The organism is Streptomyces sp. SID12501 (genome assembly GCF_010550245.1).
In the GTDB taxonomy this organism is placed as follows: domain Bacteria; phylum Actinomycetota; class Actinomycetes; order Streptomycetales; family Streptomycetaceae; genus Streptomyces.
Window position 1 is genome coordinate 1 of record NZ_JAAGLU010000014.1, and the last position, 23,488, is coordinate 23,488.

Here is a 23,488-nt window from a genome sequence, read left to right on the forward strand (position 1 = left end):
TATAGCCTACCCCCTTTCCCTACCGCACGCTCTTCCGATCTCTCGGCGCCGCCCCGGCGGGACCGCCCATGGGGCAGCGGCCGGCCGCGGGAGCGGGCCGGATGCGGTGCTGGGTCGAGATCAACGGCGCCCGCCACCAGATCACCGGCCCGACGCTCGTCCTGGGCCGCAGCACCGAGGCCGACGTGCGGATCGACGACCCCGGCGTCTCGCGTCGGCACTGTGAGATCCGCCCCGGAACACCCCCCGCAATCCAGGATCTAGGGTCCACCAACGGCATCGTGGTGGACGGGACACACACCACCCGCGCTACGCTCCGCGACGGCTCCCGAATCGTCGTGGGCAGCACCACCATCATTTACCGGCAAGCCGAAGGGTGAAGCGGGGGCAATGTCAGAGCTGACCCTCACGGTCATGCGGCTGGGTTTCCTGGCTGTTCTGTGGCTGTTCGTGATCGTGGCCGTGCAGGTCATCCGCAGCGACCTGTTCGGTACGCGTGTCACCCAGCGCGGGTCGAGGCGTGACAGCGGCCGCCAGCAGCAGGCGGCCGCCCGACAGGCCGCCGCGCCACCGCAGCAACGCCAGCAGCAGCCGTCCGGCGGCGGCAGGCAGCGCCGGGGCGCACCCAGCAAACTCGTCGTCTCGGAGGGCACCCTGACGGGCACAACCGTCGCCCTCCAGGGGCAGACGGTCACGCTCGGGCGGGCCCACGACTCGACCATCGTGCTGGACGACGACTACGCCTCCAGCAGGCACGCCAGGATCTACCCGGACCGCGACGGCCAGTGGATCGTCGAGGACCTCGGGTCCACCAACGGCACCTATCTCGACCGGACCCGGCTGACGACTCCCACACCGATTCCGCTGGGCGCGCCGATCCGCATCGGCAAGACCGTCATCGAGCTGCGGAAGTAGTGCTACATCATGAATAGGCGCGAGCGGAGCGAGCACGCAGCGGCGGTCCATGTGAAGGCCACCGGCGCGCTCCCGACCGGAGGGTGGGCACCGTGCGGATGTACCCGGAGCCGACGGGCGAGGTGCGCATGAGTCTGTCACTGCGCTTCGCCGCCGGATCGCACAAAGGCATGATCCGCGAGGGCAACGAGGACTCCGGCTACGCCGGTCCCCGCCTCCTCGCGATCGCCGACGGCATGGGCGGCCAGGCCGCCGGTGAGGTCGCCTCCTCCGAGGTGATCTCCACCATCGTCGCCCTCGACGACGACGTCCCCGGCTCCGACATCCTCACCTCGCTCGGCACCGCCGTGCAGCGGGCCAACGACCAGCTCCGCATGATGGTCGAGGAGGACCCCCAGCTGGAGGGCATGGGCACCACGCTCACCGCCCTCCTGTGGACGGGCCAGCGCCTCGGCCTCGTACACGTGGGCGACTCACGTGCGTACCTCCTCCGGGACGGCGTCCTCACCCAGATCACGCAGGACCACACCTGGGTGCAGCGCCTCGTCGACGAGGGACGCATCACCGAGGAAGAGGCCACCACCCACCCGCAACGCTCGCTCCTCATGCGCGCGCTGGGCAGCGGCGACCATGTCGAGCCCGACCTCTCCATCCGTGAGGTCCGGGCCGGCGACCGGTACCTGATCTGCTCCGACGGGCTGAGCGGCGTCGTGTCCCACCAGACCATGGAGGACACCCTCGCCAGCTACCAGGGCCCCCAGGAGACCGTGCAGCAGCTCATCGAGCTCGCGCTGCGCGGCGGCGGCCCCGACAACATCACCGTGATCATCGCCGACGTCCTGGACCTCGACACCGGGGACACCCTCGCCGGCCAGCTGTCCGACGTACCCGTCGTGGTCGGCGCGGTCGCCGAGAACCAGCACAACCAGCACAACCTGCACGACGGCGGCGCCATGCAGACGCCCGCGGGACGCGCCTCCGGGCTCGGCCGGCAGCGGCCCGCGCACGGCGGCGGGGGCGGCGAGTTCGGGCCGCCCGGCTCCGGCGACACCACCGGTTACATCCAGACCGGCGGCTTCGGCGGCTACACCGACGAGGACTTCGTCAAACCCAGCGCCGGCCGCAGGTGGTTCAAGAGAACCCTCTACATCACGCTCGCCCTCGCCGTCATCGGCGGCGGCCTGTACGGCGGTTACCGCTGGACACAGACCCAGTACTACGTCGGCGCCACCGACGAGCACGTCGCTCTGTACCGGGGCATCAGCCAGGACCTCGCCTGGGTGTCGCTCTCCAAGGTCGAGAAGGACCACCCCGAGATCGAACTCAAGTACCTGCCCGCCTACCAGCAGAAGCAGGTCAAGGCCACCATCGCGGAGGGCGGCCTCAAGGACGCCCAGTCGAAGATCTCCGAACTGGCCGTCCAGGCCTCCGCGTGCAAGAAGCAGGAAGCACGGCGCGCGGCCGACAACGCGAACAACGCCAAGACCGGCGAGGGCGAGGCCGGAGGCACCACGGGAACCATCAGTACCGCCGCCGCGTCCAAGGCATCGCCGAGCCCGACGCCGACCACAACGGCGTCTCCGTCCACAACCGCACCCACTCCCACACCCGGCCCCAGCCTCTCCGAGGATGAGCAGAAGCTGGTCTCGCTGTGCGGTAAGCAGTAGGCAAGCCGTGAGGGGCCACTTCATACGATGAGCAGTCCAACCAACACCTCGCAGCACCACACGTCCACGATCGGCGCGATCGGCACCCCGAGCCGGCGCAACACCGAACTGGCACTCCTGGTGTTCGCCGTCGTCATCCCCGTCTTCGCCTACGTCAACGTGGGCCTGGCCATGGACGACAAAGTCCCCGCAGGCCTGCTCAGCTACGGCCTCGGACTCGGCCTGATCGCCGGCGTCGGCCACCTGGTCGTACGGAAGTTCGCCCCGTACGCCGACCCACTGCTGCTGCCCCTGGCCACGCTGCTCAACGGCATCGGGCTGGTCGTCATCTGGCGGCTGGACCAGTCCAAGCGGCTCCAGCGGCTCAACATCTACGTCGAGGCGGCACCGCGCCAACTCCTGTACTCCGCACTGGGCGTGGCCCTGTTCGTCGCCGTGCTGGTCTTCCTCAAGGACCACCGCATCCTGCAGCGCTACACCTACATCTCCATGGCCGGCGCGCTCGTCCTGCTGGTCCTGCCGCTCGTCCCGGGCCTCGGTGTCGACATCTTCGGCGCCAAGATCTGGATCAAGATCCCCGGCCTGGGCACCGTCCAGCCCGGCGAGTTCGCGAAGATCGCCCTCGCGATCTTCTTCGCCGGCTACCTGATGGTGAAGCGTGACGCGCTCGCCCTCGCCAGCCGCCGCTTCATGGGCCTGTACCTGCCCCGCGGCCGCGACCTCGGACCGATCATCGTCGTCTGGATCATCTCGATCCTGATCCTGGTCTTCGAGACCGACCTCGGCACGTCGCTGCTGTTCTTCGGAATGTTCATCATCATGCTGTACGTCGCCACCGAGCGGACCAGCTGGATCGTCTTCGGGATGCTGATGTCGGCGGCCGGCGCGGTCGGTGTGGCCAGCTTCGAGACGCACGTCCAGCAGCGCGTCCAGGCCTGGCTCGACCCGATGAACGAGTACCTCCTCAGCCAGAAGGGCGTCCAAGGCCACACCGAGCAGTCCATGCAGGCCCTGTGGGCCTTCGGCTCCGGCGGCACCCTCGGCACCGGCCTCGGCCAGGGCAACTCCGACCTCATCGGCTTCGCGGCCAACTCCGACTTCATCCTCGCCACCTTCGGCGAGGAACTCGGCCTGGCCGGCATCATGGCGATCCTGCTCATCTACGGCCTGATCGTGGAACGCGGCGTCCGCACCGCCCTCGCCGCCCGCGATCCCTTCGGCAAGCTCCTCGCCATCGGCCTCTCCGGCGCCTTCGCCCTCCAGGTCTTCGTCGTCGCCGGCGGCGTCATGGGCCTGATCCCGCTCACCGGTATGACGATGCCCTTCCTGGCGTACGGCGGTTCCTCCGTCATCGCCAACTGGGCCCTCATCGGCATCCTGCTCAGAATCAGTGACACCGCACGCCGCCCGGCGCCCGCCCCGGCTCCCAACCCCGACGCCGAGATGACCCAGGTGGTCCGACCGTGAACAAGCCCCTGCGCCGGATCGCCCTCTTCTGCGGGCTGCTCGTGCTCGCCCTGCTCCTCCGCGACAACTGGATCCAGTACGTCTTGGCGAACGACCTCAAGGACGACACCCTCAACCGCCGCGTCGCCATCGAGCGCTACGCCACACCCCGCGGCGACATCATCGTCGACGGCAAGTCGATCACCGGTTCCACCACGTCCGACAGCAGCGACTACGAGTACAAGCGCAGCTACAAGGACGGCCCCATGTGGGCCCCCGTGACGGGCTACGCCTCGCAGGCGTTCGGCGCGACGCAGCTCGAATCCATCGACGACGGCATCCTCACCGGCAACGACGACCGGCTCTTCTTCCGCAACACCCTCGACATGATCACGGGCAAGAAGAAGCAGGGCGGCAACGTCGTCACCACCCTCAACGCCGCCGCCCAGAAGGCCGCGTACGACGGCCTCAAGGGCCGCGGCAAGGGCGCGGTGGCCGCGATCGACCCGTCCACCGGCGCGATCCTGGCCCTGGCCTCCTTCCCCTCGTACGACCCCTCGGTGTTCGCCGGGAACTCGAACAAGGACTCGGAGGCCTGGACGAAGCTTCAGAAGAAGGCCGACCCCGACGACCCCATGCTCAACCGGGCCCTGCGCGACATCTACCCGCCCGGCTCCACCTTCAAGGTCGTGACGGCGGCGGCGGCTCTCGAGAACGGCCTGTACACCGACGCCGACGAGAAGACGGACTCGCCGCTTCCCTACACACTGCCGGACACCACGACCGAGCTGAAGAACGAGGGGTCCATCCCCTGTAAGAACGCGACCATGCGCGTCGCCCTCCAGTACTCCTGCAACACGGTCTTCGGCAAGATCGGCGTCGACGTCGGCAAGGACAAGATGCTGGAGGAGGCCAAGAAGTTCGGCTTCAACTCCGAGCAGTTCGTCCCGGTCCGCTCCGCCGCCTCCAACTTCCCCGAGAAGATGGACAGGCCGCAGACCGCGCTCAGCTCGATCGGCCAGTTCGAGACCGCGACGACCCCGCTACAGATGGCCATGGTCGCCTCCGCGATCGCCAACGACGGCAAGCTGATGAAGCCGTACATGGTCGACAAGCTCCAGGCCCCCAACCTCGACGTGCTCCAACAGACCGAGCCCGAGGAGATGAGCCAGCCGCTGACCTCCAAGAACGCCCAGACCCTCCAGTCGATGATGGAGACGGTCGTCAAGGACGGCACCGGCAAGAACGCCCAGATCAACGGCGTGACCGTCGGCGGCAAGACCGGTACCGCCCAGCACGGCGTCGACAACAGCGAGAAGCCGTACGCCTGGTTCATCTCCTATGCCAAGCTCGCCGACGGCAGCTCACCGGTCGCCGTGGCCGTCGTCGTCCAGGACGAGGGCGCCATCCGCGACAACATCTCGGGCGGCGGTCTGGCCGCGCCCATCGCCAAGAGCGTGATGGAGGCGGTCATCAACAGCAAGCAGTGACCCCCGTCACGTCCCCTTCACATCGGTGCACGTTGCGATACCGGTCCGGTATCGGCTGACGGGCTTGGCCAGGTCACACAAATGAACCCGGGTACCGTAGGCCCGGACGGCACACCGCCGGACCACACACAGGTGCGGTCGGGACCGACGGAGAGGGCTGGTAGGAAGCATGGAAGAGCCGCGTCGCCTCGGCGGCCGGTACGAGCTGGGTCACGTGCTCGGCCGTGGTGGCATGGCAGAGGTATACCTCGCACATGACACCCGCCTGGGCCGCACCGTGGCAGTGAAGACCTTGCGCGCCGACCTCGCGCGAGACCCTTCCTTCCAGGCCCGGTTCCGCCGGGAGGCCCAGTCGGCCGCCTCGCTCAACCATCCCGCGATCGTCGCCGTGTACGACACCGGCGAGGACTACATCGACGGGACGTCCATCCCGTACATCGTCATGGAGTACGTGGACGGCTCGACCCTCCGCGAGCTCCTCCACTCGGGCCGCAAGCTGCTGCCCGAGCGGACGCTGGAGATGACCATCGGGATCCTCCAGGCGTTGGAGTACTCCCACAGAAGCGGCATCGTCCACCGTGACATCAAGCCGGCCAACGTGATGCTCACGCGCAACGGCCAGGTCAAGGTCATGGACTTCGGCATCGCCCGTGCGATGGGCGACTCCGGCATGACGATGACGCAGACGTCGGCGGTCATAGGGACAGCCCAGTACCTGTCGCCGGAACAGGCGAAGGGCGAACAGGTGGACGCCAGGTCCGACCTGTACTCGTCCGGGTGCCTGCTCTACGAACTCCTGACGGTCCGCCCTCCGTTCATCGGGGACTCCCCGGTCGCGGTGGCGTACCAGCACGTACGGGAGGAACCGCAGCCCCCGTCGGTGTTCGACCCCGAGATCACTCCCGAGATGGACGCCATCGTCCTCAAGGCCCTGGTCAAGGACCCGGACTACCGCTACCAGTCCGCCGACGAGATGCGCATCGACATCGAGGCCTGCCTCGACGGCCAGCCCGTCGCAGCTGCGCAAGCCATGAGCGCGGTCGGCTACGGCGGCTACGGCTACCCCGACGACCAGGCCACCACCGCCCTGCGCTCCGACGCCGGCGCGACCACCATGCTCCCCCCGATGAGCCCGGACGACGGCGGCTTCGGCTACGACGACCGCTCCCGACGCCGCCAGCCGAAGAAGTCGAACACCTCGACGATCCTGCTGGCCGTGGCGGGCATCCTGGTGCTGGTGGGCGCGATCCTGATCGGCAAGTGGGTGTTCGACGGCCAGGCTGTGAACGACAGCGCCTTCAGCAACCCGAACTTCGTCAGCCAGTCCAAGAAGGATGCGCAGCAGGCAGCGGTGAACGTCGAGCTGAAACTGACGTTCACCGAGAAGCCCTGCGAGAACGAGCCCAAGGGCAACATCTGCTCCCAGGTGCCCGCGGCCGGTGTCGAGGTGAAGAAGGACCAGACCATCGCGCTGGTGGTGTCCACCGGGGCGCCGAAGGTGGTCGTACCGAGCGTGCTCGGGGACGATGTCGACGAGGCCACGAAGGAACTCGAGGGCGACAAGTACCAACTCGACGTCAAGACGGTGACCAAGGAGTCCCCCGAGGACCCGGGGAAGGTCCTGGAACAGTCTCTGGACGTCGGCGACGAGGTGGAGAAGGGCACGACGATCACCCTCACCATCGCCAAGGAGGAAGAGAAGTCGACCGTCCCGGACGTCACCGGCCAGGACTGTGACACAGCCAAGCAACAGATGACGGACAACGACCTCATCGGCGAGTGCACGGAGATCGCGACCGAGGACGACAACCAGGACGGCAAGGTCATCGCGACCTCACCGCAGGCCAACGCCCAGGCCGACCCGGGGTCCAAGGTGACCATCCAGATCGGCAAGAAGGCCGAGGAGCAGGAGAAGACCCAGGTCCCGAACGTCGTCGGACAGACCGTGGGACAGGCCAAGCAGACCCTCCAGGCGGCCGGCTTCACCAACATCCAGTTCACCCAGGGCAGCGACCAGAGCGACACCGCCTTCGTCACCGCCCAGGACCCGGTCAAGGACACAGAGGTCGACGACCCGGGGAACACCCAGATCACGCTCCAGAGCTTCGGCTTCGGAAACGGCAACAACGGCGGAAACAACGGCAACGACGGCTGACCCCGCTTGTCACCTTAGTGAGCCCCGGCACCTGCAAAGGAGCCGGGGCTCACTCATATCCATGTGCGAAATCCGACCAGAACTTCGTATGCCTGAACTCGTTGGATATGTGAGGAAAAACCGACGAGTGAGGAGAAACGAAAAGTGATCAACGAAACAGCACTGCTGGAATCGAAGGCGCTCCGCGACAGCGCGCTGGACCGGACGGACGTGCTCGACAGGGTGAAGGCGCTGTCGCTGCTGCCGGACGGGATGCATGTGACTACGGCGATGGTGGCGACGTACTTTCAGGTCGGCATCAAGGCCATCCGCTCGCTGGTGCTTGACCATGGCACGGAACTGCAATCCAACGGCTACCGAGTTTTGACAGGTTCAGAACTAAGCTCCTTCAAGGAGCTTAGTGGGGTCCAGTCCCACACACGCCACCTCGCCCTCTTCTCCCGCCGAACCGTTCTGAACGTCGCCATGCTGCTCCGGGACAGCGAAGTCGCACGTCAGGTGCGTGTGTACCTGCTCGACATGGAGTACCTGGTACGCGCTCGGCCTGTGGACAACCCTGTCGGTACAGGCACGTTCTCCGTCGACGACCACATCGACCGGCGCATCGACCAACGGATCACCCACGTCCTCGCCAACACCGTCGTGCCGATGTTCAACGCCCTGATCGAGACGTCGGGCGAGCACAGGAGGGAGTTGGTCGCGCTGCGGACGGGCGTCCAGCACGTCGAGCGGCGGCTCAGGCAGCATCACGCGCGGCTCCGGAGGCTTGAGACCGCGAGGTACGAAAAGGGCCAGTAGAGAGCTGAGCTGCTCGAAGCAATCCAGTCGGCCGGTCTCAGTTGCTGCAGGAATTAAGCGAGACACCTTGTCGCGCTAACCGGGAGGTTATCCAAAGCCAGGGGACCGGTGAGGCCCGAAGCCGCAAAGGAAAGTTGCGGCTTCGGGCCTCCGTCATGCTAACGACAGACCCCCTCCAAGGGGGCCTGTCAGCTGAGTTCCTGAGGAACCGTCCGCTTCGAGTCCACCTTCTCCACCCGAACCAGCTCCCCCCACACGATGTACCGGTACTCCGACGTGAACACCGGCGTGCAGGTCGTCAACGTGATGTACCGCCCAGGCTTCCGCTTTCCCGATTCCTTCGGGATCGCGGACAGGACCTGGACGTTGTACTTCGAGGTCTCCGGAAGGGTGTCGTAGACCTTGTAGACGTACCAGTCGTTCTTCGTCTCGAAGACGATCGGGTCGCCCTTCTTCAGCTTGTCGATGTTGTGGAACTTGGCGCCGTGGCCGTCCCGGTGGGCCGCCAGTGTGAAGTTGCCCTGCTTGGCCTGCGGGAGCGCCGACTTGATCGGGTCCATGTAGTAGCCGGCCACGCCGTCGTTCAGGACCTTCGACGACGTGCCCTTCTTGACCAGGACCTCGCCGTTGCTCATCGCCGGGACGTGCAGGAAGCCGATGCCGTCCTTGGTGTCCAGGGCGCCGGGGCCCGAGTTCGCGTCGGCCCAGTGGTCGCGCACCTCGTCACCCTGCTTGTCCGCCTCGCGGTCCGCGACGACGTTCGTCCACCAGAGCGAATACGCGACGAACAGGCCGAGCACCAGGCCCGCCGTGATGAGGAGTTCACCGAAAAGGCTCACCGCGGTGGCCAGTTTGCCGACCGGCCCCCGCGGGCGGGCCTGCGACGGGGAAACCGGGGCGTCGGCGGTCTGCTCGTCGTGGTCCGTCGTCGCTGCCACTCTTCATCTGCCCTTACTGCTACTGCACGAGCCCGCCGCCGTCACCACCACTGCACCAACTACTGCAGCAACGCATCCGGCTTGCCCTTGCTGCGCGGCCGTTCCTCGACCATCTTGCCCCACACGATCATCCGGTACTTGCTCGTGAACTCCGGCGTGCATGTCGTGAGAGTGATGTAGCGGCCGGGCTTGGTGAAACCCGAGCCGGTCGGAATCGGGTTCAGCACGCTCGTGTTGCCCGGCGACGTGACCGGCAGGATCGCTTCCATCTTGTAGACGTAGTACTTGTCCTGCGTCTCCACGACGATCGCGTCGCCCTTCTTCAGCCGGTTGATGTACCGGAACGGCTCACCGTGCGTGTTGCGGTGGCCCGCGAGCCCGAAGTTGCCGGTCGCCGCGGACGGCATCGCCGTGGTGAGGCCGCCCTCCGCGTAGTGCCCGACCATGCCCCGGTCCAGCACCTTCTTCTTGCTGGTGCCCTCCGCGATCGGCACCACCACGTCCAGCTTGGGGATGTCCAGGATCGCGAAGCCCTGCCCGGGCTCGAACACCCCCGGCGCCCGCTTCCCGCTCGCCCAGTCGTCCTGGAGGCTGGTCGTCTCGTTCCCGGCCTGCGCGTGCGCCCGCACGTTCGTCCACCACAGCTGGTAGGTCACGAACAGCAGCATCAGTACGCCGGTGGTGATGAACACCTCACCGACCGCCCGGCTCGCCATCACCGCCATGCCCGGCTTCTGCGCCCGCGCCGCCTGCCTCGCCGCGACCCGCGAAAGAGGCACTCCCTCCGCCGACGTCTCGGCGGCCACGCCCTCCGATGCCTCCTGCGGGCCCTCAGGGCGACCGTGACGGGCCTTGGCGGCCCTCCGGCGCGCTGCGCGCCCGCTGGACACAGACGGGCGCTCAGGGGCGCCTGTGGCCCCTGAGGCGGCCGAAGCCGTCGGCGTCGAGTCCTCGTCGCCTATTCGCGGCGCCTCGGGACGCAGACCGGCAGGCAGGTCCGCCAGCCGCAGCGCCACCGTCTCCTCGTCGACAGGCGGGCGGAGGACGGGCCGCAGGACGACGGTCGGGGACGCGGGAGGCGTCTCCGGAAGGGGCGCGGGAGAGGCGGCGGGAGGGACCGCGGCAGGAGGCGCGACAGAGGAAGCCGCGGGAGGAGGCGCGTACGGCACCTGCTCCTCGTACACCCCCACCTGCCAGTCCTGCGCGTACCCCCGCGCCTCGTACCCCGACTCGGGTCCGGGGTCGCGGTGCTCCGCCGCACCGTGCTCGGCCGAGGCGCCGTAGGGCCGCGCATGGCTCCGCTTCCGCCGCCGGCCCCGCGCGCGGGCAGCCGACGGAGGAGGCACAGGCGCAGGCGGATCGTTCCGCTGCCCCGGCAACGGGTCGCTCAGTGGGTCCGCCAGGCCGTCCACCGCCGCCTCGAACGCGCCCGGCGCCTCGTACGGCTGCTGCTGCCCGTACGAGGTTCCCTGGTCGCCGGTGTCTCCGCCGTACGCGGAACCGGACTCGCGCTCGGGGCGCACGGCGGTCACGCCGAGGCCCTGCCCACCACCGGGGCGAGCCCCACAGACCTCGCCACAGCGTCCGGGTCACCGCACTCCACCAGCCAGTTGGCCAGCATCAGGTGACCGTGATCCGTCAGCACCGACTCGGGGTGGAACTGCACCCCCTCGACGGGAAGCTCACGGTGCCTGAGGCCCATGACGATGCCGTCGTGCGTACGGGCGGTCACTTCGAGCTCGGCCGGGACCGTGTCCGGTTCCGCCGCCAGCGAGTGGTAGCGGGTCGCCGTGAAGGGGCTCGGCAGGCCCGCGAAGACACCCCGTCCCCCGTGCTCCACGAGGGACGTCTTGCCGTGCAGCAGCTCGGGCGCGCGGTCCACCACACCGCCGTACGCCACCTGCATCGACTGCATGCCCAGGCAGACACCGAACACCGGCACCCCGGTGGCCGCGCAGTGGCGGACCATCTCGATGCAGATGCCGGCCTCCTCGGGCGTACCCGGGCCCGGCGACAGCAGCACACCGTCGAAGCCGTCCTGCGCGTGCGCCGTCGACACCTCGTCGTTGCGCAGCACCTCGCACTCGGCGCCCAGCTGGTACAGGTACTGGACCAGGTTGAAGACGAAGCTGTCGTAGTTGTCGACGACGAGAATCCGTGCGCTCACTGGTCGTTCACCGTCACATCGTTGAAGGGGAGGAGGGGCTCGGCCCACGGGAAGACGTACTGGAAGAGCACGTAGACAACCGCCAGCGCCAGCACGAGGGAGAGCAACGCCCTCACCCACGCGTTCCCCGGCAGATGCCGCCAGATCCAGCCGTACATGCCGTCCCTTCCGTCGCCCACGGCACCCGACTCGCGGCACCGGACTCACGCCGTACCTCACCAGATTAACGGCGCAGCGCCACGGGTTTCCCGGCCTCCACAGGCTGTGTGGAATCCAGGTGCGCCCAGACGATCAGCCGATGACTGTGTCCCCACTCCGGATCACACGTGGTCAGCGTGAGATAACGACCCGGATGCGTGTACCCGCTCTTACGTGGCACAGGGTCGATCACCTCAATATCCGTGGGCACGGTTTTGTAGGGGCCTTTGTCGATCCGATACGTGAACCACGTCGTCCCGTCCGTCAGCACCACCGCGTCCCCGCGGCGCAGCCTCGGGAAGTCCTTGAACGGATCGCCGTACGTACGCCGGTGGCCGGCGACCGAGAAGTTGCCCTCCTGGCCGAGCCTCGTGGTGGTGGCGTAGTGGCCGAGGCCTTTCTTCAGGGTGTTCGTCCTCGTGCCTTCGAGCACGGGCTTGTTCCACGTGAAACCAAGCCGCGGAATGTACATGATCGCGAAGGGCTTGCCCGAGGTGTACGGCCCGGAGGGCTTGGGGCCGGCCGTCGAGGCCGTGGTGCTCGCGGACGTCGGCGTCGGCTGTGGCGGCGCCTGCGTCACCGTGCCCTTCGACCACTGTTCCTGCAGCTGGTGGATCTGGTCGTCCATGACGTCGTCGGCCTTCACGCCCGTCCAGAACAGCACGTACACGACGAAGAGCACGATCACCGTGCCCACCGTGACGCACAGTTCGCTGACCGTCCTGATGATCACGCGCCCCGACACAGGCCCCCCAGCGATGAGCTACCGGCTGCTTCAGCCGCTGTTCCAGCTACTCCACAGGCTTCGCGTAGTGCAGGTCCACTGTGCCCGAGTAGCCGGGCAGAGTCACCGTCCCGTCCTCGTCGACCTGCCAGCCGAGCCCGTAGACGTTGACGTACACCATGTAGTTCTGGATCGCCTTGGACGCCGTGAGCGCGCTCCTCAGCTTCTCCGGGTCACCGATCGCCGTGATCTTGTACGGGGGTGAGTAGACGCGTCCCTGGAGGATCAGGGTGTTGCCCACACAGCGGACCGCGCTGGTGGAGATCAGGCGCTGGTCCATGACCTTGATGCCCTTGGCCCCGCCCTGCCACAGGGCGTTCACCACGGCCTGCAGGTCCTGCTGGTGGATGACCAGATAGTCGGGCTGCGGCTCGGGATAGCCGGGGAGCTTCGCGGTGGCGTTCGGCGGAGCGTCGTCGAGGGTGACCGTGAGCGCCTCGCCCTTGAGTTTCTGGGTGCCCGCGGCCTTCTCCAGCGCCGCCAGCTTGGCGTCCTCGGCCTCGGTACTGCCGTCGTCGCGCTCGGCGAGCGCCTCGACGTCGTCGCGCAGGGCCGCGAGGGACTCGTCGAGCCGGCCGTTCTTGTGGCTACGGTCCTGGATGAGGTCCGAAAGCTTCAGCAGGGAGGCGTCCGTGCGGATGTTCGTGCCCTTGGCCGTGTCGAAGCTCGTGAAGAAAATCAGCCCCGCGAGGGCGAAGACCCCCACAGTGAGCACCCGCACCGGGCGGAATCGACGGTTACGGGTGGGACTGGGATCCCTCCCGGGAGAGTCGGCAGAATTGCTCAACGTACCCTTATCTCCTTCGGCGCCGCGGAAGCACTACGCTAACGGACGCCCGGGGGAGCACTAAGTGTCCCCTTGTACGCTGCCCCGGAGCCCGAATCAGTTCCCTGCGCGGCCACGCAGCGCATCGACAGGAGAGACCCTCGTGCCGAAGTCACGTATCCGCAAGAAGGCCGACTACACGCCGCCACCCGCCAAGCAGGCGACGGCCATCAAACTGAACACCCGTGGCTGGGTCGCACCGGTCATGCTGGCCATGTTCCTCATCGGCCTGGCCTGGATCGTTCTGTTCTATGTGACCGACGGCAAGCTGCCGATCGACTCACTGGACAACTGGAACATCGTGGTGGGCTTCGGCTTCATCGCCGCCGGATTCGGTGTCTCCACGCAGTGGAAGTAGGGCTCTACCCAGGGCCTTTCGCTGAGTTATCCACAGACAGCAGCATTTTCCACACCCCACCTGGGGAAAAGACGACGATCTGTGGATAACTCAGCGAGTGTTGACGCCGGTACGACTGAAGCACCGGCAATCGCAAGCTTGTTTGCCCCCTGCCTGACCTGGGAAAACTCCGGTCGGTGACAGGGGGCACAGCTGTTCCCGCACACTGTGCACAGGTAGCGCCACGGACTGTGGACAACAGGCACTCAGTGACAGGCGGGACGGGCTGGACGGGTGGAACGGGCTGCTAGACGAGCTGGCCCGTGCGGATCAGGGTCATGACGACCACCGCGACCAGGACCACCCCACAGACGCCGTACTGGACCAGGGACCGGCGCTCGCGCGGGGCGTGGACCATGGCGTAGCCGATGACGACGCCGCCGACCAGGCCGCCGATGTGGGCCTGCCAGGCGATGTTGCTCATCCCGAAGGTGAAGATGAGGTTGATCACCAGCAGGGCGAGGATCGGCCTCATGTCGTACTTCAGGCGGCGCATCAGGACTGCGGTCGCGCCGAAGAGGCCGAAGATGGCACCGGAGGCACCGAGCGACGGCTGGTTCTGGGCGGCGATCAGATACGTCAGCGCGCTGCCCGCGAGGCCTGAGACCAAGTACAGCGCGAGATAACGGGCACGGCCGAGAGCGCCTTCGAGAGGGCCGCCGATCCACCACAGGCTGAGCATGTTGAAGACGATGTGCATGGGGTTGCCGTCGGCGTGCAGGAACATCGACGTGAACAGCCGGTACCACTGCCCCTCCGCGACGCCCTCCATCGAGCCGAGGCCCGGGAAGTAGGCCCTGCCGACGAGTTCGAAGCGTTCCGTGAAGTCGTCGCCGATCGACAGCTGAAGCAGGAAGACGGCGACATTGAGGCCGATCAGGATCTTGGTGAGAAATTTGGGGTCGGCCGTGAGGGTGCCGCCGGCGAGGGTGCGGGGAGTGGAGGCGTTCGGCGCGTGTCCCGTGCCGGAGCCGTTGCGCACGCATTCCGGGCACTGGAAGCCGACGGAGGCGCTGACCATGCACTCGGGGCAGATCGGGCGTTCGCAGCGGGTGCAGCGGATGCCTGTGTCGCGGTCCGGGTGGCGGTAGCAGGTGGGCAGGCTCTGGGCGTCCTGCGGTCCCGGCGGGCTGCCTGGCGCCTGATCCATGGGGTCCCCCAAATCCGTCGATGCGTCGATGCGTCGTCTGTGCAATGCACCGCCCCGCTCATCCTTACGGATGGGCGGGGCGTTTGGTTCCCTGCGTGTTTCCTGTGGGGATCACTTGGATCCCGGGGAAAGAGCCGGTGGGAGGGGCTCGCGTCTCAGCCCTGGCGCGTCTCGATGACGACCGACTCGATGACGACGTCGGTGACCGGGCGCTCGGTGCGCGGGTTGGTCGTCGCGGTCGCGATGGTGTCCACGATCTTCTGGCTGGCCGCGTCGGTGACTTCGCCGAAGATGCTGTGCTTGCGGGACAGCCAGTCCGTCGGGGCGACGGTGATGAAGAACTGCGAACCGTTGGTGCCCGGTCCGGCGTTGGCCATGGCCAGCAGGTACGGCTTGTCGAAGCGGAGGTCCGGGTGGAACTCGTCCTCGAACTGGTAGCCGGGCCCACCGGTGCCGTTGCCCAGCGGGTCACCGCCCTGAATCATGAAACCGCGGATCACCCGGTGGAAGACCGTGCCGTCGTAGAGCTTGTCCCTGGACTTCGTCCCCGTGCTCGGGTTCGTCCACTCACGCTCGCCGGTGGCGAGTTCGACGAAGTTCCGGACCGTCTTGGGCGCGTGGTTCGGCAGGAGCCGGACTTCGATGTCGCCGTGACTGGTCTTCAGGGTGGCGTAGAGCTGCTCAGCCACGATCTGCCTTCCGTTGTCCTCTTGTGCCTCCCAGATCCTCGCACGGTCCACGGCGTGCGTCGCCCGGCACCTTCCTCCGAGCGGAAATCCGGCACTTTCGCTTGCGCTCCGCCGCTTCGGAGAAAACCGGCCGAGTAGGCACGGGACGGGGACACGTTGCCGCGATCCGTGGCATTGTCGACGACAAGCTCCCGATGCCCTGAATTCATCGCTATTGCATGTGATCGTCATCCGCTGTCACATGCGATCGGTCCGGTGCCGGCAGTCCCGCGCGATCGGCTGTCCCTGACCCGGATGCCCGCCCTCACATGCCTCACGACGTATTGCCGGGCATGATCCGTAAAAGGGTGGAGAGTCGATAACCGTACGCCACCGACGAGGAGGAACCCGTGACCCGCATTGAAAGCGTGCGCGCCGCTACCGGCTCGGCGAAGGACAGCGTCCTGCACGCCGCGGACGTGGTGGCGCCCTACGCCGACACAGCCAAGGACAGGGCCACTCAGTACGCACACGAGGCACGCGTACGGCTTGCGCCCAAGGTGTCCCAGGCTGCGGAACAGGCCCGTGTCCAGTACGGCGCGCATCTAGCGCCGCGGCTGGAGCAGGCCCGTACCCATGTGCCGCCGAAGGTCGACCATGCCGCCCATGAAGCCGCCGCCCGTACCGCCAGGGCCGCCCGCCAGGCCGCCGACTACACCGCGCCGCGCGTGGAGCGCGCGGTCGCGGCAGCTGGACCCGTACGAGAGGAAGCCGCCGCGCGCGGTGCCGCGGCGCTGGCCGCGCTGCGCGGTCAGGTCACACCGCAGGAGATCAGGAAGCTGGCCCGCAAGCACCAGCGGCGGGCCCGGGCCGGCCGGCTCGCCAAGGGGCTGGCCATGGCCGGCATTTTGGCCGGGGGCGTTTTTGCCGCGTGGAAGTGGTGGGACAAGCAGGCCAACCCCGACTGGCTGGTCGAGCCGCCCGCCGCGACCGAGGTTCCGGAGGCGGGTCGTCTGACGTCCGTGGACGGCACTGGTCAGTCGGTCCTGGATCCCGAGGTCCAGGTGAAGGAGGCCGAGTCGGAGGCGGCGGAGGGCGACGAGAACCACCGCTGACGGTTCACGCATGGTGTCGTTCGTGAGATCGCTGTGGGGCGGGAAGCCTGAAGGCTTCCCGCCCCACGGTCATGTTTCACGTGAAACATGACGGGCGTTGTTTCACGTGAAACAACGTCGGCGGCAGTCTTCCGGCGCGGTCCCCTCGTCAGGAGACGGCCGAGACGACCAGTCGCGTGCTCGTCCTGAGGCCGCCGATGCTCCTCAGGACCGGCGCCCGGCGGATGTCGCGGCGGACCGGCTTGTTCCGGCCTACGGCGAAGACGAACAGGCGCAGGACCAGGAAGCGACCTAGGCCGGCGAGGCCAGAGGCGCTGAGGTAGACGATCTGCTCGGTCAGCATGCCCGACGAGGACTGCAGCAGGTGCAGGGCGAACATCGCGCCACAGGTGACGGCGTAGGCGGCGGTGGCCGAGCCCGCGGACTGCCAGTGCTGGCGCCATCCGGCACGCCGGCCGGCCCCGAAGGTGAAGCGGGCGTGGAGTTCGGTGCACAGGATGGTCGAGGCGACCGTGATCAGCGCGTTCGCCAGTACCCAGGGCATCGTCGCGGCGAGCAGCGCCACGGCGCCGCTGGAGAGGAGTCCGACGCCACCGCCGCACAGGACGAACCGCGCGAACGAGGCGAGTGGCCCGGGAACGGCGGCGGTTGTCCCCCTCGCCCCGGACACCTCTGTGCACAGCGCCGCGCCGGTCGTCCTGGGCTTCGACGGGAGCAGCGACTTCACGGCGGTTTCCTTACGGGCGGTGGGCTGTGAACCTCTGTGGATCACGGGGATCAACCGGGTTCAACGATGCCGTCGCACGCTCCTGGAAACGATGACGTGGACTCCCCAACCGGGGGTGTGGCCAGCCCCACCTTCGGGGTGCGGGAGGCACTACTCCAGGCGTCTCAAGATTCGGTATGCCGGGCCTGCCGTTTCGTTATGAAACGGCAAATACCCAGCTCACGCACTCACTTTGCACACTCCGCCAGGAGCCTGCGGGGTTATTGTCGCGAGACGGTTCAACAAAGTCGGGGGACATCATCGTGAGCAGCTTTACCGATACGCAGGCAATAGGTGGGACACGGTCCATACAGGCGGATGAGGGTACAAACTCGTTGGCGGCACTGACCGGACAGGACAGAACCTGTATCGAGGTGTACCGCCTCGTGATCATGCAACCGCGCTGGGGTGTCTCGGAGATCGCCCAGGAACTCGGTGTCGGAGCGTCCGAGGTCCGTGCGGCCCTGAGCAAATTGGCGGATCTCTCCATGCTCGGGCCCGCGGACGAGGCGGACGACGTGGTGGCCGTTCATCCCGAGGTCGGTCTGGCCGCCTACATCCACCGGCGGGAAGTGGAGATCCGCGCCCAGCAGATGGAGCTGGCATCCATGCGTGCCGTCACCTCCGATCTGGCCGCCGTCTTCGCGGCTCAGCGGACGCGGCACGGCAATGCGGGCCTGGAGCGCCTGGAGAGCGTAAGCAGCGTACGGACACGGTTGTCCGAGCTGTCCCGGCAGGCGACGTCCGAACTCCTCGCCTTCATGCCGGGTGGAGCGCATAGCCGAGAGGCGCTGGAGGCCAGTCGTCCGCTCGACGAGGAGAGTCTGGCCGCAGGCGTGACGTTGAGGACGATCTACCTGGACAGCGTGCGCAACGACCGGGCGACGACAGAGTACGCGCGCTGGCTCTCGGAACTCGGTGGGGAGATCCGGACCGCCCCGTCGCTGCCCCTGCGCATGCTGATCGCCGACCGGTCGGTCGCGCTGCTGCCCATCGACCCGGAGGACACCAAGGCCGGCGCCGTTGTCGTCCACGCGCCCGGTGTGCTCAGCGCGCTGGTGTCGCTGTTCGACATGGTGTGGGACCGCGCGTCGCCGCTGGGTGTGCAGCAGACGAACGCGGCGGAAGACCCCACTCCACAGGAAGTCACTCTGCTGAACCTGCTCGCCCAGGGGCAGACGGACGACGTCGCCTCCCGCAAGCTGGGTCTGTCGCTGCGTACGACGCGACGGCTGATGGCGAGCATCACGGCCAAGCTGGGGGCGCGCAGCCGTTTCGAGGCCGCGGTCCTCGCCACGCGCGCGGGCTGGCTGTAACTCCGGGCGGGCCGCCTCGGGCCACTGGGAAGGGCGCCGCACCGGCCGTCCCTGAGCGGAGGAGCCTCCTCTTGCTCGGGGTCGGGGCGGCGTGATCGGCTGCTGGGCGAAGCATCCGGCCGGCCGGTGGCACGAGGCCGTGCACCGGCCGGCCGGAGTGGGGTCAGGTCACTTCCGAGGGTCGGCGGTGACGAAGTTGACCAGCCTGGGAGGCTTCGCGATCACTCGTACCACCTGTCGGCCGCCCAGGGCGGTCGCGGCCCGGTCCTGTGCGAGGCGTACCAGTTCGTCTTCGGTGATGTCGGCGCCCACCTCTATCCGGCCCTGCATCTTGCCGTTGACCTGAACCACACAGACCGCGTCCCGCTCTGCGGCAAGGGCAGGGTCCACCTCGGGCCAGCCCGCGCGGGAGACGCTCGGCTCGTGGCCCAGCCGCTCCCACATCTCCTCGGCGGTGTACGGCGCGAAGAGCGACAGCATGACCGCCACGGCCTCCACTCCTTCCCGTACCGCCGGGTCCGCGGCACCACCCGCGTCGATGTGTTTGCGGAGCGCGTTGGCAAGTTCCATGGTCCGTGCCACGACCACGTTGAACCGGTGTGTCTCCACCAGCTGGGTCGCTTGGGCGACGGTCCGGTGGATCACCCGGCGCAATGCGTCGTCGCCGCCTTCCGGTGCGCTCCCAGGATCGGACCTCACGTCGTCGGCCAGCCGCAGTACCCGGGCGAGGAAGCGGGCCGAGCCGGCGGGCGACACGTCCGCCCAGTCGATGTCGTCCTCCGGAGGACCGGCGAAGACCATGGTCAGGCGCACGGCGTCGACACCGTACTCGGCGATCTGTCCGCCGAGGTCCACCATGTTGCCCTTGGACTTGGACATCGCCGAGCCGTTGAGCAGGACCTGCCCCTGGTTCAGCAGGGACAGGAAGGGCTCGGGGAAGTCGACCAGGCCGAGGTCCTGCAGCACCTTGGTGAAGAAGCGGGCGTAGAGCAGGTGCAGGATGGCGTGCTCCACACCGCCCACGTACTGGGTGACGGGCATCCAGCGACGGACCGCCGCGGGGTCGAACGGGCCTTCGGTCCAGCCCGGGGAGCAGTACCTGAGGAAGTACCAGGACGAGTCGACGAACGTGTCCATGGTGTCGGTGTCCCGGAGGGCCGGGTCGCCGCAGCTCGGGCACGGGACATTGACCCACTCCTCGGCCGCCGCCAGGGGCGAGACGCCGGCCGGCGCGAGGTCGGCGCCCCGCAGGTCGGGCAGCCGGACCGGCAGCTGGTCGTCGGGCACCGGGACCTCGCCGCACGAGGCGCAGTGGACGATCGGGATCGGGCAGCCCCAGAACCGCTGCCGGGACACCAGCCAGTCACGCAGCCGGTACTGCACCCCTGCGGCGCCGGCGCTCTCGGCCTCGAGCTCGGCGAGGACGCGGGAGGCGGCCGCCTCCCTGTTCAGCCCGTTCAGCGGCCCCGAGTCGACGTAAGGGCCGTCCGCGGCGATCGCCTCGCCGGTGACCGCGGGGTTCTCGTCGGCCGCCACGACGGCCCGGACGGGGAGGTCGAAGGTGCGTGCGAAGTCAAGGTCGCGCTGGTCGTGTGCGGGGACGGCCATCACCGCGCCGCTGCCGTACCCGGCAAGGACGTAGTCCGACGCCCAGACGGGAACAGGTTCCCCGGTGAGCGGATGCAGCGCCGAGACGCCGAGCGGTACTCCGGTCTTCTCCCGTCCGGCCGCGAGACGGTCGATGTCGGACAGCCTCCGGGTCCGCTGCAGGTACGCGTCGAAGTCGGCGCGCCCCTCCGGTGCGCACAGCTCGGCAGCGAGCGGCGAGTCCGCGGCGACGACGAGGAAGGTGGCTCCGTACAGGGTTTCCGGACGGGTCGTGAAGACCCGTACGGGGCGTTCCCTGCCCGCCACCCGGAAGTCGATGTGCGCTCCCGAAGAGCGGCCGATCCAGTTGCGCTGCATGGCCAGCACCCGCTCGGGCCAGCCCTCGCGCAGCAGTTCCATGTCGTCCAGCAGCCGGTCGGCGTACGCGGTGATCCGGAAGAACCACTGGGTCAGGTCGCGCTTGGTGACCTGGGTGCCGCACCGCTCGCACTCCCCTTGGATCACCTGCTCGTTGGCGAGCACGGTCTGGTCCTTGGGACACCAGTTGACGGACGAGGCCTGCCGGTACGCGAGCCCCTTCTCCCGGAAGCGGAGGAACAGCCACTGCGTCCAGCGGTAGTACTCGGGATCGGAGGTGTGCAGCCGGGTCGACCAGTCGAAGGAGACGCCGTACCGGCGGAACGACTCGGCCTGGGTGTCGATGTTGCTGTACGTCCAGTCCGCCGGATGCTGGTCGCGCTTGATGGCCGCGTTCTCCGCAGGCAGCCCGAACGAGTCCCAGCCGACGGGGTGCAGGACGTCGTAGCCGCGCTGCGTCAGATAACGGGACACCGCGTCACCGAACGCGAAGGCCTCGGCGTGCCCCATGTGCAGGTCGCCGGACGGATAGGCAAACATGTCGAGGACGTATGCCCGCTCGCGGTCCGTGTGGCCGTCGGCGTGAAAGACACCCGACTTCTCCCACACGTCACGCCACTTGCCCTGGATCAACGCGGCGGAGTCCGCCGTATTCTCGCTCATTTTCACTTTGCCTTTGCGTGATGAACAGCGACCGTGGCTCCGCCCCCTACGGAAGAGGTCTCGCCAGGCTCCCGGAAGGGAATCTCGCGTTAATCCTATACCGTCCACGGTGGCCGTTTATGGCCATGGCGCCAAGCTGCCAATGGTTTACACAAAGTCCGCCCCCCGGGGTGCGATCCTCGGAGCGTGTATGCCATTTACCTGGAAACCCCCCATTGCAAATTCGGGCAAAATTGGATCAATCTCTGTGAAGTAGCCGCACTCGTCCCCAGGGTCTCCGCATGCCGGATCGAGCACGTCCACCTGGCCCGGCACCGCCAGACACCGTATCTCGGGGCGATTTTCCTGACCGCCGAGTCCGCCGCCGTCGCGGGCTCCGGGGTGCTGGTGGCAACGCGCGAATTGCTGGCGGGCACTGGTCGCACGAACAGGTCGAAGTTCCACATTCCGATGCCCGGCCGGCGGCCCGGACTGTGCCACGGAGTCGTCTCCGTGTTCACGGAACCGTGTGGCTGCGAATGGCCAGATCATGCCAGTGCATGTTGATGCCACCTAATTTCCTTGCCTCACCGATCGACGGCTGACAAATTATTGCTCGGCGGCCAGGCAGCAGAAATGCCCACTCGGTAATTTTCTCCGGACGCCAGTTACGAGCAGCTTTTTTCGTCCACGCCATCAGGGCCGTCGAGGTCATTGTGGCCTTCAGCTCAATTGAGGCAGGACTCGATGCGTCGCGCTTTTCTCCTCTTCATCATTCCCTGCACCGTTCTCGTCGCGGTGTTCGGCAGCGCCGCGGTGATCCCGGAGGCCACGGGCACCGGCACGGTGGCGGAGGCGACGACAACCACAACGGCACCCGACAGCTGGGGCTGGGACTGAACTCCGCCCGGCTGAACTCCGCCCGACGGCACACCGCCGGCCGTTCAGCGCCTTCCGCGCTTCCCGCCGGACATCCGTCGCGGTGCCGCGCCCGAACCGATCCCGCCATGAACATCAACTGGGAGATCTCACCATGCCCACTCTTCCTTCCCAGGTCTGGAAGAACGCCAGCAACTACCACCTCGAAGTACTGCGCAACCCCTGGTACCGGGCGGTCGCCCGGCTGCAGAACAGCATCAGCGAACTCACGCTCGACTACTGGCGGGCCCGCGGCGGTCAGACCCTGCACCTGCCCGTCACCACCGGTTCCATTTCCAGTCCCATGGGGCTGGGCAGCGACTCGCTCCCGGTCAGCGTCGACCTGATGGGCGCCCCCACCTACCTCGCGGACTCGATGCAGTTCATGCTCGAATTCGGCTGCCGGCTGACCGGAACCGACGCCTACTACGTCATGCCGTCCTTCCGGGGCGAGGACACCGACGCCACCCACCTGTGCCAGTTCTTCCACAGCGAGGCCGAGATCGTCGGTGGTCTGGACGAGATGCTGACGACGGTCGAGGACTACCTTCGCCAGCTGGCCGCCGGTCTGCTGGAGCGCGACTCGGACGTCATCCTGGGCTGTGGCGGAGACCTGACCCGGCTCGAACGGCTCGCCTCGGGGCAGCAGTTCAGGCGAATCACCTTCGACGAGGCGGCCGAACTCCTCGGCGGGGCCGGCATCGAGGACCAGGGCGGCTGGCGCACCCTCACCCGGGAGGGGGAGCGGCTGCTCATGGAGAAGCTCGGCGAATTCCTCTGGGTGACGCACTGGGACCACCTCGCCGTCCCCTTCTACCAGGCGTTCGGCGACCCCGAAGGCCGTACCGCGCTCAACGCGGACCTGCTGTTCGGGATGGGCGAGGTCGTGGGTGCGGGAGAGCGCCACGTGACGGCCGAGGAGGTACGCCGTGCGCTCGATCTCCACCAGGTCGATGCCGAGTCGTACAACTGGTACCTGGAGATGCGGGACTTCGCGCCGTTGCGCACCTCGGGATTCGGGCTCGGCATCGAGCGCTTCCTGATGTGGGTGCTCGACCACGACGACATCCGCGACTTCCAGCTGCTGCCGCGCCGCAACGGCCACAACATCGTTCCCTGACCGCCCGTTCCCGTACCGGTTCCGCGCTGTTCTCGCGCCGCTTCCGC

At 67.6% G+C, this 23,488-nt stretch carries 22 protein-coding genes and 1 pseudogene; 12 read left to right on the forward strand and 11 right to left on the reverse strand.

What is annotated here, in order from left to right:
• Positions 1 to 95 precede the first annotated feature (95 nt).
• The 7 genes and pseudogenes from G3I71_RS18110 to G3I71_RS18140 all read left to right on the forward strand — a co-directional run.
• Positions 96 to 380 (forward strand): annotated as a pseudogene (locus G3I71_RS18110) (FHA domain-containing protein); the annotation flags it as partial.
• A gap of 10 nt (positions 381 to 390) precedes the next feature.
• The gene (locus tag G3I71_RS18115; RefSeq protein ID WP_164315837.1) at positions 391 to 915 is read left to right on the forward strand and encodes an FHA domain-containing protein; all 525 of its coding nucleotides are present in this window, start codon (positions 391 to 393) and stop codon (positions 913 to 915) included.
• A gap of 98 nt (positions 916 to 1,013) precedes the next feature.
• Positions 1,014 to 2,582: a Stp1/IreP family PP2C-type Ser/Thr phosphatase gene (locus G3I71_RS18120; RefSeq protein WP_203730722.1), complete on the forward strand. Its 1,569-nt coding sequence runs from the start codon at positions 1,014 to 1,016 to the stop codon at positions 2,580 to 2,582.
• A 27-nt stretch (positions 2,583 to 2,609) separates the two neighbouring features.
• On the forward strand, positions 2,610 to 4,049 hold the full coding sequence (locus G3I71_RS18125; protein ID WP_164315839.1) for an FtsW/RodA/SpoVE family cell cycle protein: 1,440 nt from the start codon (positions 2,610 to 2,612) through the stop codon (positions 4,047 to 4,049).
• Positions 4,046 to 5,518, forward strand: a complete 1,473-nt coding sequence (locus G3I71_RS18130) for a penicillin-binding transpeptidase domain-containing protein (RefSeq protein ID WP_164315840.1) — start codon at positions 4,046 to 4,048, stop codon at positions 5,516 to 5,518. The genes G3I71_RS18125 and G3I71_RS18130 overlap by 4 nt, the downstream gene beginning before the upstream one ends.
• A 169-nt stretch (positions 5,519 to 5,687) precedes the next feature.
• A complete protein-coding gene (gene pknB / locus G3I71_RS18135; protein WP_164315841.1) occupies positions 5,688 to 7,673 on the forward strand; it encodes a Stk1 family PASTA domain-containing Ser/Thr kinase in 1,986 nt (661 codons plus the stop codon).
• Between the two features lie 144 nt (positions 7,674 to 7,817).
• Complete coding sequence (locus G3I71_RS18140; RefSeq protein WP_164315842.1) at positions 7,818 to 8,471, forward strand: restriction endonuclease; 654 nt, start codon at positions 7,818 to 7,820, stop codon at positions 8,469 to 8,471.
• A gap of 188 nt (positions 8,472 to 8,659) precedes the next feature.
• Here the strand turns inward: G3I71_RS18140 and G3I71_RS18145 are convergent, their stop codons facing one another.
• The 6 genes from G3I71_RS18145 to G3I71_RS18170 are packed head-to-tail and all read right to left on the reverse strand — an operon-like array spanning position 8,660 to position 13,345.
• Positions 8,660 to 9,409: a class E sortase gene (locus tag G3I71_RS18145; RefSeq protein WP_164315843.1), complete on the reverse strand. Its 750-nt coding sequence runs from the start codon at positions 9,407 to 9,409 to the stop codon at positions 8,660 to 8,662.
• A gap of 59 nt (positions 9,410 to 9,468) precedes the next feature.
• Complete coding sequence (locus G3I71_RS18150) at positions 9,469 to 10,941, reverse strand: class E sortase (RefSeq protein WP_164315844.1); 1,473 nt, start codon at positions 10,939 to 10,941, stop codon at positions 9,469 to 9,471.
• Positions 10,938 to 11,576: an aminodeoxychorismate/anthranilate synthase component II gene (locus G3I71_RS18155; RefSeq protein WP_164315845.1), complete on the reverse strand. Its 639-nt coding sequence runs from the start codon at positions 11,574 to 11,576 to the stop codon at positions 10,938 to 10,940. Before G3I71_RS18155 ends, G3I71_RS18150 begins: the two co-directional genes overlap by 4 nt.
• Positions 11,573 to 11,755, reverse strand: a complete 183-nt coding sequence (locus tag G3I71_RS18160; RefSeq protein ID WP_164315836.1) for a hypothetical protein — start codon at positions 11,753 to 11,755, stop codon at positions 11,573 to 11,575. Before G3I71_RS18160 ends, G3I71_RS18155 begins: the two co-directional genes overlap by 4 nt.
• Before the next feature lie 44 nt (positions 11,756 to 11,799).
• Entirely contained in the window at positions 11,800 to 12,519 is a 720-nt protein-coding gene (locus tag G3I71_RS18165; RefSeq protein WP_164315846.1) for a class E sortase, read from the reverse strand.
• 46 nt (positions 12,520 to 12,565) lie between these two features.
• Positions 12,566 to 13,345: a DUF881 domain-containing protein gene (locus tag G3I71_RS18170; protein WP_164315847.1), complete on the reverse strand. Its 780-nt coding sequence runs from the start codon at positions 13,343 to 13,345 to the stop codon at positions 12,566 to 12,568.
• 142 nt (positions 13,346 to 13,487) lie between these two features.
• Between G3I71_RS18170 and crgA the strand changes: the two genes are divergently transcribed.
• Positions 13,488 to 13,742, forward strand: a complete 255-nt coding sequence (gene crgA, locus G3I71_RS18175; RefSeq protein ID WP_164315848.1) for a cell division protein CrgA — start codon at positions 13,488 to 13,490, stop codon at positions 13,740 to 13,742.
• A gap of 286 nt (positions 13,743 to 14,028) precedes the next feature.
• Here crgA and G3I71_RS18180 read toward each other — a convergent pair whose 3' ends face one another.
• Entirely contained in the window at positions 14,029 to 14,931 is a 903-nt protein-coding gene (locus G3I71_RS18180) for a rhomboid family intramembrane serine protease (RefSeq protein WP_164315849.1), read from the reverse strand.
• Positions 14,932 to 15,086: 155 nt separating this feature from the next.
• Positions 15,087 to 15,620 (reverse strand): peptidylprolyl isomerase, encoded by a 534-nt coding sequence (locus G3I71_RS18185; protein ID WP_164315850.1) that lies wholly within the window; start codon positions 15,618 to 15,620, stop codon positions 15,087 to 15,089.
• 389 nt (positions 15,621 to 16,009) lie between these two features.
• Here G3I71_RS18185 and G3I71_RS18190 point away from each other — a divergent pair, with 389 nt between their 5' ends.
• Positions 16,010 to 16,714: a DUF5324 family protein gene (locus tag G3I71_RS18190; RefSeq protein WP_164315851.1), complete on the forward strand. Its 705-nt coding sequence runs from the start codon at positions 16,010 to 16,012 to the stop codon at positions 16,712 to 16,714.
• A gap of 148 nt (positions 16,715 to 16,862) precedes the next feature.
• On the opposite strand, the gene G3I71_RS18195 is transcribed toward G3I71_RS18190, so the two are convergent.
• The gene (locus G3I71_RS18195) at positions 16,863 to 17,384 is read right to left on the reverse strand and encodes a GtrA family protein (protein WP_164316018.1); all 522 of its coding nucleotides are present in this window, start codon (positions 17,382 to 17,384) and stop codon (positions 16,863 to 16,865) included.
• Positions 17,385 to 17,872: 488 nt separating this feature from the next.
• Between G3I71_RS18195 and G3I71_RS18200 the strand changes: the two genes are divergently transcribed.
• A complete protein-coding gene (locus G3I71_RS18200) occupies positions 17,873 to 18,796 on the forward strand; it encodes a helix-turn-helix transcriptional regulator (protein WP_239149217.1) in 924 nt (307 codons plus the stop codon).
• Positions 18,797 to 18,964: 168 nt separating this feature from the next.
• Here G3I71_RS18200 and leuS read toward each other — a convergent pair whose 3' ends face one another.
• Together leuS and G3I71_RS18210 are read right to left on the reverse strand one after the other, a co-directional pair.
• The gene (leuS, locus tag G3I71_RS18205) at positions 18,965 to 21,424 is read right to left on the reverse strand and encodes a leucine--tRNA ligase (RefSeq protein WP_164315853.1); all 2,460 of its coding nucleotides are present in this window, start codon (positions 21,422 to 21,424) and stop codon (positions 18,965 to 18,967) included.
• 496 nt (positions 21,425 to 21,920) lie between these two features.
• Entirely contained in the window at positions 21,921 to 22,118 is a 198-nt protein-coding gene (locus G3I71_RS18210; protein ID WP_164315854.1) for a hypothetical protein, read from the reverse strand.
• Positions 22,119 to 22,150: 32 nt separating this feature from the next.
• Here G3I71_RS18210 and G3I71_RS18215 point away from each other — a divergent pair, with 32 nt between their 5' ends.
• Together G3I71_RS18215 and G3I71_RS18220 are read left to right on the forward strand one after the other, a co-directional pair.
• Entirely contained in the window at positions 22,151 to 22,303 is a 153-nt protein-coding gene (locus tag G3I71_RS18215) for a hypothetical protein (RefSeq protein ID WP_164315855.1), read from the forward strand.
• Positions 22,304 to 22,436: 133 nt separating this feature from the next.
• Positions 22,437 to 23,441: an asparagine synthetase A gene (locus G3I71_RS18220; protein WP_164315856.1), complete on the forward strand. Its 1,005-nt coding sequence runs from the start codon at positions 22,437 to 22,439 to the stop codon at positions 23,439 to 23,441.
• Positions 23,442 to 23,488 lie beyond the last annotated feature (47 nt).

What these genes read in the sequence shown, in the direction of transcription:
- G3I71_RS18115 (WP_164315837.1), top strand. Translation starts at nt 391, where the DNA reads ATGTCAGAGCTGACCCTCACGGTCATGCGGCTGGGTTTCCTGGCTGTT.
- G3I71_RS18120 (WP_203730722.1), top strand. Translation starts at nt 1,014, where the DNA reads ATGTACCCGGAGCCGACGGGCGAGGTGCGCATGAGTCTGTCACTGCGC.
- G3I71_RS18125 (WP_164315839.1), top strand. Translation starts at nt 2,610, where the DNA reads ATGAGCAGTCCAACCAACACCTCGCAGCACCACACGTCCACGATCGGC.
- pknB (WP_164315841.1), top strand. Translation starts at nt 5,688, where the DNA reads ATGGAAGAGCCGCGTCGCCTCGGCGGCCGGTACGAGCTGGGTCACGTG.
- G3I71_RS18180 (WP_164315849.1), bottom strand. Translation starts at nt 14,931, where the DNA reads ATGGATCAGGCGCCAGGCAGCCCGCCGGGACCGCAGGACGCCCAGAGC.
- G3I71_RS18200 (WP_239149217.1), top strand. Translation starts at nt 17,873, where the DNA reads ATGCAACCGCGCTGGGGTGTCTCGGAGATCGCCCAGGAACTCGGTGTC.
- leuS (WP_164315853.1), bottom strand. Translation starts at nt 21,424, where the DNA reads ATGAGCGAGAATACGGCGGACTCCGCCGCGTTGATCCAGGGCAAGTGG.
- G3I71_RS18210 (WP_164315854.1), bottom strand. Translation starts at nt 22,118, where the DNA reads ATGACCTCGACGGCCCTGATGGCGTGGACGAAAAAAGCTGCTCGTAAC.
- G3I71_RS18215 (WP_164315855.1), top strand. Translation starts at nt 22,151, where the DNA reads ATGCGTCGCGCTTTTCTCCTCTTCATCATTCCCTGCACCGTTCTCGTC.
- G3I71_RS18220 (WP_164315856.1), top strand. Translation starts at nt 22,437, where the DNA reads ATGCCCACTCTTCCTTCCCAGGTCTGGAAGAACGCCAGCAACTACCAC.